Source organism: Moraxella sp. CTOTU47618 (assembly GCF_032017425.1).
GTDB lineage: Bacteria > Pseudomonadota > Gammaproteobacteria > Pseudomonadales > Moraxellaceae > Faucicola > Faucicola tetraodonis.
In genome coordinates, this window is sequence record NZ_DALZPW010000001.1 from 207,698 (window position 1) to 219,719 (window position 12,022).

General features: G+C 45.9%; 11 protein-coding genes. 10 read left to right on the top strand and 1 reads right to left on the bottom strand.

From position 1 onward, the window contains the following. Positions 1 to 192 precede the first annotated feature (192 nt). The 9 genes from RTS09_RS00925 to RTS09_RS00965 all read left to right on the top strand — a co-directional run bounded on the left by RTS09_RS00925 (position 193) and on the right by RTS09_RS00965 (position 10,046). A complete protein-coding gene (locus RTS09_RS00925) occupies positions 193 to 2,175 on the top strand; it encodes a propionate--CoA ligase (RefSeq protein WP_312533394.1) in 1,983 nt (660 codons plus the stop codon). A gap of 58 nt (positions 2,176 to 2,233) precedes the next feature. Then, on the top strand, positions 2,234 to 2,842 hold the full coding sequence (locus RTS09_RS00930) for a PAS domain-containing protein (RefSeq protein ID WP_312533397.1): 609 nt from the start codon (positions 2,234 to 2,236) through the stop codon (positions 2,840 to 2,842). A gap of 105 nt (positions 2,843 to 2,947) precedes the next feature. Continuing rightward, entirely contained in the window at positions 2,948 to 4,441 is a 1,494-nt protein-coding gene (locus tag RTS09_RS00935) for a CoA-acylating methylmalonate-semialdehyde dehydrogenase (RefSeq protein ID WP_284033921.1), read from the top strand. Between the two features lie 75 nt (positions 4,442 to 4,516). Beyond that, positions 4,517 to 5,677 carry an acyl-CoA dehydrogenase family protein gene (locus RTS09_RS00940; protein ID WP_312533400.1) on the top strand — a complete coding sequence of 387 codons (1,161 nt, stop codon included), beginning with the start codon at positions 4,517 to 4,519 and terminating at the stop codon, positions 5,675 to 5,677. A gap of 29 nt (positions 5,678 to 5,706) precedes the next feature. After that, positions 5,707 to 6,483 (top strand): enoyl-CoA hydratase, encoded by a 777-nt coding sequence (locus RTS09_RS00945; RefSeq protein WP_312522795.1) that lies wholly within the window; start codon positions 5,707 to 5,709, stop codon positions 6,481 to 6,483. Continuing rightward, a complete protein-coding gene (locus RTS09_RS00950) occupies positions 6,446 to 6,937 on the top strand; it encodes a hypothetical protein (RefSeq protein ID WP_157797661.1) in 492 nt (163 codons plus the stop codon). The genes RTS09_RS00945 and RTS09_RS00950 overlap by 38 nt, the downstream gene beginning before the upstream one ends. A 13-nt stretch (positions 6,938 to 6,950) precedes the next feature. Beyond that, the gene (locus RTS09_RS00955) at positions 6,951 to 8,147 is read left to right on the top strand and encodes an enoyl-CoA hydratase/isomerase family protein (protein ID WP_312533404.1); all 1,197 of its coding nucleotides are present in this window, start codon (positions 6,951 to 6,953) and stop codon (positions 8,145 to 8,147) included. Between the two features lie 34 nt (positions 8,148 to 8,181). Continuing rightward, positions 8,182 to 9,108, top strand: coding sequence for a 3-hydroxyisobutyrate dehydrogenase (mmsB, locus tag RTS09_RS00960; protein WP_312533407.1), 927 nt, complete (start codon positions 8,182 to 8,184; stop codon positions 9,106 to 9,108). 122 nt (positions 9,109 to 9,230) lie between these two features. Next, positions 9,231 to 10,046, top strand: coding sequence for a Cof-type HAD-IIB family hydrolase (locus tag RTS09_RS00965; protein WP_007116823.1), 816 nt, complete (start codon positions 9,231 to 9,233; stop codon positions 10,044 to 10,046). A 103-nt stretch (positions 10,047 to 10,149) separates the two neighbouring features. Here RTS09_RS00965 and RTS09_RS00970 read toward each other — a convergent pair whose 3' ends face one another. After that, on the bottom strand, positions 10,150 to 10,905 hold the full coding sequence (locus RTS09_RS00970; protein ID WP_312533411.1) for an IclR family transcriptional regulator: 756 nt from the start codon (positions 10,903 to 10,905) through the stop codon (positions 10,150 to 10,152). A 286-nt stretch (positions 10,906 to 11,191) separates the two neighbouring features. Between RTS09_RS00970 and xthA the strand changes: the two genes are divergently transcribed. Further along, positions 11,192 to 12,004, top strand: a complete 813-nt coding sequence (gene xthA, locus RTS09_RS00975) for an exodeoxyribonuclease III (RefSeq protein ID WP_099833852.1) — start codon at positions 11,192 to 11,194, stop codon at positions 12,002 to 12,004. Positions 12,005 to 12,022: the final 18 nt, after the last annotated feature.

The following is a 12,022-nucleotide window of genomic DNA, read 5'->3' on the forward strand; positions in this document are numbered from 1 at the left end:
GCGAGTCTATTTGCTATATTCAAAACGATACAAAACGTATCATTTGAATTTATAAAATGAATTCAAGGAGTGAATTCATGCAATGAGTACAATGATAGGCTTTGCCAAGCAATAAGATATTTTGCCAACCTCTAAAAACCAAACCTGCAAGCGACTTTCACCATCCGTTAAGATTCTAGCTAAGGACAGCCAATGAATTTCTCTGACTTATACAATCAATCCATCAACGACAAACAAGCCTTCTGGGGCGAGCAAGCCAAGCGAATCTATTGGCATCAACAACCTACCCAAATTTTAGATGATAGTAAGCTGCCCTTTGCCAAATGGTTTGTCGGTGGGGAAACCAATTTGTGTTACAACATGGTCGACCGCCACCTTGAAAACCGAGCAGAGCAAGATGCCTTTGTGTGGGTGTCTACCGAAATCAATGCTGAAATGATTGATAATTACCCCAATATTCAGAAAGCTTTTAAGGCACTCGGCAACCCTGTTGAACTGTATACCGACTATGCCAAACGCCGTTTAACTTACAACGATTTATACAAAGAAGTAAACTATTTTGCCGATGTGCTAAAACGTCATGGCATCGACAAAGGCGACCGTGTTGTCATCTATATGCCGATGATTTTGGAAGCAGCGTATGCCATGCTAGCTTGTGTGCGTATCGGGGCGATTCATTCAGTGGTATTTGGCGGATTTGCCTCGCATAACCTCGCTGTACGCATGGATGATGCCGAAGCCAAAATGGTGATTACGGTCGATGCAGGGCTGCGCGGTGGCAAGCTCATTAATTATAAAAACTTGGTCAATAAAGCGGTGGAAGAAGCCAAAGTCAAAACCAATGTGCTAGTGGTTGACCGTGGCATTATGCCATACACGGCTGAGCCGCACGACATCGACTATGCCACCGAGCGGGCGATAAGTGCCGACAACAATGCCAAAGTCGATTGTGTTTGGCTAGAGTCCAATGCGCCATCGTATCTATTATATACCTCTGGCACAACAGGCACACCCAAAGGCGTACAACGCGATACAGGCGGTCATGCAGTAGCCCTAGCCACCGCGATGGATTTTGTCTATAACGGTAATGCTGGCGAGACGTTTTGGGCGATTTCGGATATCGGTTGGGCAGTGGGTCATTCGTTTAGCATCTATGCCCCTTTACTGACCGGCATGACCAGTATCATATATGAAGGCTTGCCAACCACGCCAAACCCGGGGATTTGGTGGCGAATTGTCGAAGCCAATAAAGTCAATATTTTGTTAACCGCACCGACAGGCGTGCGGATGCTACGTAAACAAGACGAAATGTGGATGAGCCGTCACGATATCTCAAGCCTAAAATCATTCTTCTTGGCAGGTGAGCCACTCGATGAGCCAACGGCCGAGTGGCTAACAGGTCACATGGGCGTACCAATTATTGACCACTATTGGCAAACTGAGTCGGGCTGGCCCATCCTAAGCCATGCCCCAAAATTTGCAGGCAATCCCGACCACAAGCCACACAAACAAGGCACACCCGGCTATCCGATGTTTGGATATGACGCCAAAGTCATCAATGAAACCACAGGCGAACCCTGCCTAGCCAATGAAAAAGGCATGCTGGTGTTAACCGCACCTTTACCACCCGGTTGTTTGGCCACCGTTTGGCGAAATGATGAGCGTTTTATCAATGGCTATTTTTCACTACTTGATGGCAAACAATACGCAACATCAGACTATGCGGTGATGGATGAATACGGCTACTACTATATTCTAGGGCGAACCGATGATGTCATCAATGTGGCAGGTCACCGTTTGGGTACCAAGGAAATCGAGGAAGCCATCGGTCATCACCCCGAAGTCGCCGAATCAGCGGTGGTTGGCATCCATGATGAGCTTAAAGGTGAGCTACCCATTGCCTTTTGTATTCTAAAAAATCATGACTTAGTAGCAGAAACCGAAAACCGTTTCCGCATTGAGCAGCAAATCGTGGGCGAGGTCGCAAGACAGTTGGGCGCCTTGGCTAAACCTGCGGCTATTTATTTTCCCAAAGCTTTACCCAAAACTCGCTCAGGCAAAATCTTACGCCGCTCTATCAAGGCACTGGCGGAAGGCAAAGAAACAGGCGACATGAGTACCCTTGATGACCCAACTGCGATTGAGGCGGTCAGACAAGCGATGGCGGATTATTAATGGCAATTAAGTTGTCCACCAATAAGTTGTCAGGGCTTAAAAATCAGGGGCGATTGTGATGGAAAATTATGCCGTACTGGCTTTTAAGCACGCGCCCACGCCGATAGTGGTATTAAGCTATCGGCGTATCAAAGCGCTCAACGATGCCTTTGCCAATTTGTTCGGTTATGCGCACCATGAGCTACTCAATCAATCGATGCAAAAATTGTTTCCCAGTGTCGAAGATTTTGAAAAAATTGGCAAAGAAGCATTAACAGGTTTGGGATTACAGACCAATATGCATTACTGCGATGAGCGCTTTATGCGTCACAAAACAGGGGAGATATTTTGGGCAACCACCCACGGACGCACCTTAACCCCAGATGACCCCTTCAAACTGGCAATTTGGCATTTTGAAAAAAAACCGCAAGTATCGTCCGAATCCCAGCTCACCGCACGTGAAGCCCAAATTGCGCAGTATGTGGTCAATGGCTATACCTGTAAAGAGATTGGTAAGTTACTTGGTTTATCCCCTAGAACCATTGAAGTGCATAAAGCCAACTTAATGAAAAAACTGGGCGCTCGCAGCAAAGGTGAGCTGGCCTCAAAGATTATTGTCATTAACCCTATGGCAGCCGCCCAGCAAAACCACTCTAGCAGAGCTACTCCAGAAAAACTACTTAAGTAATTAAGTATGATTGACAGTATCCCCCAACTCATTCACACTGTTTTGCAACGCGTTAACGCTATCAAACGCTATACACCCAACAAGGTAAAAACAAGGATTGTTACGATGACTACCCAAACTGTAAAACAACTCATCAACGGCGAATTTGTCGAATCAACCACTAGCGAGTGGATTGACCTGACCAACCCAGCTACCCAACAAGTGATTGCCAAAGTACCCCAAACTACCTCCGATGAAATCAACCAAGCAGTCGCGGCGGCTGCAGAAGCGTTCAAAACCTGGCGCAAAACCCCAATCAACACCCGCTCGCGCATCTTCTTAAAATACCAACAACTGATTCGTGACAACATGGACGAGCTTGCCGCCATGCTCACCGAAGAGCAAGGCAAAACCCTAGCAGACGCTAAAGGCGATGTGTTCCGTGGTCTTGAAGTCGTCGAACATGCCTCAGGCATTGGCAACCTGCAACAAGGCGCATTTATCGAGAACGTAGCGACTGGCGTGGATATGTATAATATTCAGCAACCACTTGGCGTGTGTGCAGGTATTACCCCGTTTAACTTCCCCGCCATGATTCCACTTTGGATGTTCCCAATGGCAATCGCCACCGGTAACACCTTCGTATTAAAACCATCAGAACAAAACCCGATGGTCACCATGCGATTGGTAGAGCTGGCGCTCGAAGCGGGAATCCCAAAAGGCGTATTAAACGTGGTGCATGGCGGCAAAGACACCGTTGATGCTATTTGTGACCACCCCGATATCAAAGCCATCTCATTTGTCGGCTCAACCGCAGTTGGTACACACGTCTATAACCGCGCCAGTCAAGCAGGCAAACGTGTCCAATGTATGATGGGGGCAAAAAATCATGCGGTCATTCTACCCGATGCCAATAAAGAGCAATGTCTTAACCAACTAGCCGGTGCCGCATTTGGTGCCGCAGGTCAGCGCTGTATGGCGTTATCCGTGGTGATTCTAGTCGGTGAAGCCAAAAACTGGGTGGGTGACATCGTGGAACGTGCCAAAAAATTGGTGGTGGCAGCCGGTAAAGATGACAAAGACTTAGGACCTGTGATTTCTCAAGCGGCAAAAGCGCGTGTTGAACGTCTAATCCAAGCGGGCGCAGATGAAGGCGCACAAGTCCTGCTCGATGGTCGTGGTATCAAGGTCGAAGGCTTTGAAAACGGTAACTTTGTCGGACCGACTATTTTAGATAACGTCACTACCGATATGACTTGCTATAAGGAAGAAATCTTTGGACCGGTGCTTGATATCATGTACGCCGATAGCCTAGATGAAGCGATTGCCATTATCAATGCTAATCCAAACGGTAATGGCACGGCTATCTTTACCCAATCAGGTGCGGCAGCGCATAAATTCCAACAAGATATTGATGTGGGGCAAGTCGGTATTAATTTACCCATTCCTGTGCCACTACCGATGTTCTCATTCACCGGCTCTCGCGCCAGTAAGTTGGGTGACTTAGGTCCTTATGGCAAACAAGCGGTGCAGTTTTATACCCAAACCAAAACCGTCACCGCCCGTTGGTTTGATGATGAAGCCAGTAAAGGCGTTAATACCACAATTTCACTAAAATAATATAATTTTCAATGGCATAAAAGGCGTATTCATCGCGCCTTTGTTTTCAACCAAATTTAAAATTAGGGTCACGATATGAATTTTTCCCTTACCGAAGACCAACAAGCCTTTGCCGATTTGGCTGCCCAATTTGCCGCCAAATCGCTAGCACCCAACGCTGCCGAATGGGATGCCACAGGCTATTTTCCTAAAGAGGTGTTCAAAGCCGCAGGTGAACTGGGCTTTATGGGGCTTTACACCAACCCTGATTTTGGCGGACTGGGCTTGCCGCGCCTTGATGCGGCGATTATCTTTGAAAAACTGGCGTATGGCGATACCTCAACTGCCGCATTCATGACTATTCATAACATGGTCGCTTGGATGATTGGCGAGTTTGCCAAACCTGAGGTTGCCGAAAAATACTTGCCTGAATTATTAGCGGGCGAAAAATTGGGTAGCTACTGTTTGACAGAGCCCAATGCTGGCTCAGATGCGGGTTCATTAAAAACCAAAGCGGTCAAACAAGGCAACTATTACCACATTACTGGGCAAAAAATGTTTATCTCTGGGGCAGGGGCGACTGATGTGCTTGTGGTGATGGCGCGCACCTCGGACAATGGGGCAAAAGGCGTGTCTGCCTTTATCGTCGATGCCAACAGCGATGGCATCAGCTATGGCAAAAATGAACATAAAATGGGTTGGAAAAACCAACCGACCGCGGCAGTGCATTTTACCGATGTCAAAGTCCCTGCCGAAAATCTACTGGGTGAAGAAGGACAGGGCTTTACCTTTGCCATGAAAGGCTTGGATGGTGGGCGTATCAATATCGCCACTTGCGCGGTGGGTACGGCTCAAGCTGCCCTTGACCGTGCCGTGCAGTATGTACAGGAGCGTAGCCAGTTTGGTAAAACCCTCGACCAATTCCAAAATGTGCAGTTTAAACTTGCCGATATGCTCACCCATCTGGTGTCGGCTCGGCAGATGGTGCGATTGGCGGCGTATCATTTGGATAGCAAATCGCCCGATGCCACGGCGTATTGTGCGATGGCAAAACGCCTTGCCACGGATTTGAGTTTTGATATCGCCAACCAAGCGCTTCAGCTACACGGTGGCTATGGCTATCTACAAGAATATCCGCTAGAGCGTCATGTACGCGATTTGCGCGTTCATCAAATCCTAGAAGGCACCAATGAAGTGATGCGGATGATTGTGTCTCGCAAAATGATGGAAGATGGGGCGTTAGCAAGATTGCAATGAATTTAAAGGCATTTTAAAAGGAATTTACCATGTCAAATTACACCAATTTAAAATTAACCATCGACAATCACATTGCGGTTTTGACGCTCAATAATCCGCCTGCACACACTTGGACAAAGGACAGCTTAGCCAGTTTAAAGCAGCTCATTAGCGATTTAAACGCCAACAAGCAAGTCACCGCTTTGGTGGTGCATGGCGATGGCGAAAAGTTCTTTAGTGCAGGGGCGGATTTAAACAGCTTTGCCAGTGGTGACAAAGGACAAGCCGCGGAGATGGCAATGGCGTTTGGCGAAGCGTTTGAAGCGTTATCAAGCTTCCGTGGCGTGTCGATAGCCTGTATCAACGGCTATGCAATGGGCGGCGGTCTTGAGTGTGCGCTTGCCTGTGATATCCGCATTGCTGAAAGTCATGCCCAAATGGCACTCCCTGAGCTATCTGTTGGTTTGTTGCCATGTGCAGGCGGTACGCAAAACTTGCCGTGGCTGGTGGGTGAAGGCTGGGCAAAACGTATGATTTTATGCGGTGAGCGTATCAAGGCAGATAAGGCGCTGCAAATTGGTTTGGTGGAAGAAGTCGTGGAAAGTGGCAAAGGGTTAGAAACGGCTTTAGAATTGGCTCAAAAAGTGGCGAAGCAATCCCCCGATGCGATTGCGTCGAGTAAAACCTTGATTATGTCGGCACGTTATCAGCCACCAAGTTTTAACTGGATAAAGGAACGTGAGTTATTTATCAAGTTATTTGATGGCGATAACCAACAAGAAGGCGTCAATGCGTTCCTTGAAAAACGCTCGCCAGAGTGGAAATAAACAAAAACTATTTATGAGTGAAATTCAACTATTCTTCATAACCGATATTACCAATTTAGTTTTTGCATATGAGCACCCATTAAATGAAGAATGGGAAAATAAATTATTAATAAAAAATCATTACACTTATATTGATGATAAATTACTTAGATATTTAGCCGATAGTTTAGCATGGGTTAACTTTAGTGTTGATGATAAAGACGTGGTTTATCAAGGATTAGATTTTGAAGGTGTGAATACGCTTTATCCAAATCAAATCACTAGTTTTAAAAAGTTAATTTTGGCTTGGATTGTACTTTTTGAAAATGCAAACCAAACATTTGATTTAAACCGTTTTAACCAAACTCAAACTTTTGATAAATCCACTGTTTTAACGCAACTTTATCAATTAGTTGAGTTTTGTCAAATTGTTGAAAATAACCCAAATAAATGCTTAGTACATATCGGACTATAATAGGAAAATAAAAATGAGCGAGGAAAATCAACAACCTGTAATATTTGAAACGATAGCCACCCACTGTGGTCACCACATCGGCACGATGACATTGAACGACCCGAAAGCCCTAAACGCCCTAAGCGTCGATATGTGCAAACTGATGGCAAATCAGCTTGCAAAATGGGCAACCGATGACAGCATCGTCGCCATTTTGCTAAAGGGAAGTGGCGAAAAAGCCTTTTGTGCAGGGGGCAATATCCGCAAACTGTATGACAGTATGATTGACACTCCGCCCCAAGTGCCTATGCAGCAGCCCAATCCGTACGGGGTTGAATTCTTCGAAAACGAATATAGCCTATACCGGCAAATGCACTTTTACCCAAAACCGATTATCTTGTGGGGTAACGGTATTGTCATGGGCGGTGGTATGGGCTTGATGGCGATGTGTAGCCATCGTATCGTCACCGAAACCACCCGTTTTGCCATGCCAGAGATTACCATCGGCTTATACCCCGATGCCACAGGTTCGTGGTTTTTGGCGCGTATGCCTGCCAAAATTGGGCTGTTTTTGGGCTTGACAGGGGCGAACTGTAACGCCAACGATGCGATTTTCTCTAGCCTTGCCGAGTATGCCGTGGCAAGTACAGAATATGACAAAGTGCTTGACGCGCTAAAACAAGCCAATTGGCAAGCTGACAACAATTTACATGATATCGCAAGCCAAGCCTTAGCCAAAATTCATCATACCGAGCATTTAGCAGACAGTCATTTGATGATGCATTTTAATACTATCCAAGCGCTAGTAAACAAAGGCTCAGTGCATGATATAGATGCAGCGTTGCGCGATGACAACTTTACCAAAGTCAACGGCGAAGCGGATAAATGGCTCACCAAAGCGGTCGAGACTTATCAGCACGGGTGCCCTGTTAGTGCGGCATTAACGGTTGAGATGTTTAAACATGCCAGCAAATTATCGCTTGAGCAAGTGCTATATATAGAGATGAATGCGTCGCTACATTGTGTTAATTACCCCGATTTTCGTGAGGGTGTACGCGCGTTACTGATTGATAAAGACAAATCGCCAAAATGGCGTAAAACCCTTGATGAATGCGATGCCCGCTATATCCAGTCACATCTTGCGCCAGCTTTTCCCAATAGCGAACATCCCTTTGAGGCTTGGTTGGGTAGCGATTCGCTCTCAGCAAAATTAGCCAAACTTGCTGTATAAAGTTTACAAACACCACAACATACAAGGAATGTATATGCCAAATAATCAACAAACAGCCATTAAAAAAATTGCTTTTATCGGGCTTGGTAATATGGGCAAACCGATGGCAGAAAATCTTATCAAAAATGGCTTTGCCCTCAACGTATTTGACCTAAACACCGCCGTGCTAGACGACCTCGCCAAACAAGGGGCAAACGTGGCGACTTCACCTGTGGACGCAAGCAAAGAGGTAGATATGGTCATCACCATGTTACCTGCAGGTCAACATGTCAAAGAGGTATATCTGGGTAAAGATGGCAATAAAGGCTTACTCGATGTGGTGGGTAAAGATACCTTGCTAGTCGATAGTAGCACCATCGCAGCCAGTGATGCGCGTGAAGTTGCCCAAGTCGCGGCAGATAAAGGCATTGATTTTATGGATGCGCCCGTATCAGGCGGTACCGCAGGGGCAGCAGCAGGGACACTCAGCTTTATTGTGGGCGGGCAAGCTAAGCAATTTGAACAAGTCAAACCCGTTTTAGAGGCGATGGGAAAAAATATCTTTCACGCGGGCGAGGTCGGTGCAGGTCAAGTCGCCAAAATCTGTAATAACATGCTGCTTGGCGTGATTATGACAGGGACAGCCGAAGCCATGAATCTGGGCGCCAAAAACGGATTAGACCCAAAAGTCTTAGCCAGTATTTTGTCAGCCAGCACCGGTCGTAACTGGGCGCTGGAAGTGTGTAATCCGCATCCCGATGTTGGTGATGCCATGCCATCAAGCCGTGGTTATACAGGTGGATTTATGAGCAAACTCATGCTCAAAGACATGAACCTTGCCAAACAAACAGCCAATGATACCCAGGTGGTGACACCAATGGCTGACCAAGCGACGGCTCTGTATAGCAAACATAGCGAGCAACATGGAGATAAGGATTTCTCAAGCATCATGGCGCATTATGATGCGAACGTTCTGCAATAAGTTTTGGCGTTTAGTAAAAAGCTAGGATTTTTTTCTGGCTTTTTTCTAGTCGTTAATTCAAAAGTTAACCCAAAAATAGGGTAGAATTAGCGTCAATCCCAATTTATCGCATCAGTTTTATTATGTCTAAGCCAACAGCACGCCCCAAAAAACCGAAAATTGTCTTTTTTGATATTGATGACACGTTGTACATCAAGCAGCAAGAAAGGGTGCCGCAATCCGCGATTGAGGCACTTAAAAAATTAAAGCAGCAAGGCATTATGGTCGCTATCGCCACCGGTCGGGGTCGTGCGGTATTTCCCAAAGCTGTGTATGAGCTCATTGAAACCGTGGGTATCGATGTGCTGGTCACCATCAACGGTCAATGCAGTCACCACCAAGGTGAATTGTTAGCGCATTATCCGATGACCACTACGCAAATTAAACTGATTACCGATTATCTTGAATCAAACAATTTATCCTATGCCTACATGACCGATACGGAAATTATCGCGTTAGCGGAAGATGATGCGCTGTCAGAAGCTTTGAATTCGCTTAAAATAGCTTACCGTACTGCCCGTCATGATGACATTGATTTGTCGATACCTATTTATCAAGTCGTGGCATTTCATCCTGACAACACGCAGGTAAATTTTGAATTTCCCTCGACTTTAAAAATCATGCGCTGGCACAAAAACGGTATCGATATTCTAGATGCGACAGGCTCGAAAGCACGCGGCATTGCGCAGGCGCTCAATAAACTGGGGCTGGATTTTGAAGATGCGATGGCATTCGGCGATGGGGTGAATGATATTGAAATGTTACAGACCGTCGGCTTTGGCGTGGCGATGGGGAATGCCCATCCCGATGTGCAAGCAGCGGCTGACTATGTATGTCCAGCTGCGTGGGAAGATGGTATCTATCAGGGCTTACAACATTTGGGTTTGTTGCCACATTGATGAGGCAGCAAATGATTAAGCCCCGCCATGTTATATAAAATCTATCAATAAAATCGCTTTGAGCGTTTTAACTTTGCCTTGTCAAAACTGTCAAGGATAATATTTAAATTTCCCCAAAAAACGCATCACGAATATCATCCGCAGCTTTTTGCATATCAGGTACAAACCCAATCAAATCCTCGAGGGATTTGCGTGTTTTGGGTGCGGTTGTGTACAGTGAGCCGATGTAACGACCTTGGGTGTCATTGATTGCCACAGCAATTGAGACCGCTTGGGCAATATATTCTTCATCAGAAATTGCATAGCGCTGCTGGGCTACCTGTTCAAGACTTTGATTGAGTACATCCCTATCGGTAATTGTGGCAGGGGTGATAGCGGTTAACGATAAATTTTTTAGTAGCGTGACCCTATCATCTTTTGTGAGCGTACTTAGGTAGATTTTACCAGCCGCCGTACACCAAATGGGTGCTTGCGAATCAGTGGGCATATACACTTGTAAGGCAGAAGGACAAGGTACGCGGTCGGTATATACCATGTTGACGTAATAGGGTACCGCCATGCCACAGGTTTCACCGATTTTATCCACCAGTCTTTGCAAAATCGCAAATCGCTGAATCGCCACTTGCTGGCTTTGCCACAGATGAATCGCCATATGCCGCGTACGCGACGCAGGCACAATAGTACCATTGATATCGACCCGCACAAAGCCTTCTTCTTGCAGCTGCTGTATCAGTCGGTGCATGGTTGGTTTTGGAATATCCAAAATCTCAGACAAATCCAGCGGGGATAAAGGACGCTGTGCCGCAGACACGGCTTCGATGATTTTTAAAACACGGGTAATAGAAGAAACTCGAGCCATTATATTGTCTTTTTAAGTCTAGGGTCAGCACGTCGCCAGAAAAAATTGAAAAAAATATTTTGCAAAGTTAGCAGTGATTAAAGTGCAAGGTTTTTTGATTATACCAAAATTTTTTTAAACTTCACCTGCTATTTGCGGGTTCATCATGCATAACCTCAGTGTTGCAGAGCCAATTTGCTTTCAAATTGAGCTTGCGGGCAATATCCGCTAATATAGTCGGCATTTAACGCTTAACCAAGCCATATTTATCAATACCAAGACATATTTATCAATTTGGGGAAAACACATGCCGCGTTTTGTCAGTTTTAATATCAATGGATTGCGGGCGCGCCCACACCAGCTTGAAGCCATTCGCGATATCATCGCGCCCGATGTCATCGGGCTACAAGAAACCAAAGTACATGATGACGCATTTCCGCTGCAGAGCGTGCAGCAATTGGGCTATCATGTCGAATTTTTTGGGCAAAAATCTCATTATGGTGTGGCGTTATTATCGCGACAAAAACCTATTTTTGTACAAAAAGGCTTTCCAACCGACAGCGACGATGCGCAGCGACGATTTATCCATGCGCGCTATGATTTTAATGGCAAATATATTGATGTGCTCAATGGCTATTTCCCGCAAGGTGAAAATCGCAAGCATGAAACCAAATTTCCGATGAAGCGCAAATTCTATGCTGATTTAACCGACTATATTTTGCAGCTTAAAGCAGAACATCGCAGTATGATTTTGATGGGGGATATGAATATTGCGCCGCTTGATTTTGATATTGGCATTAGCGAGGATAGTGTCAAACGTTGGCTAAAAAATGGCACATGCTCGTTTTTGCCAGAGGAGCGAGAGTGGTACCAAGCCCTGCTTGCGACAGATTTGCATGATACTTATCGGGCGTTATATGCCGACGGTCAAGCGCTGAGCTGGTTTGATTATCGCAGCAAGGGATTTGACGATGAGCCAAAGCGGGGGCTGCGGATTGACCATATTTTGATGACGCCTGATTTGGCGGATAAGCTCAACGGTGCAGGCATCAGCTATGATTTGCGTGCCATGGATAAACCCAGCGACCATGCCCCGATTTGGGCAGATTTTTTGGATTAATCAATTAAACAACAGTAA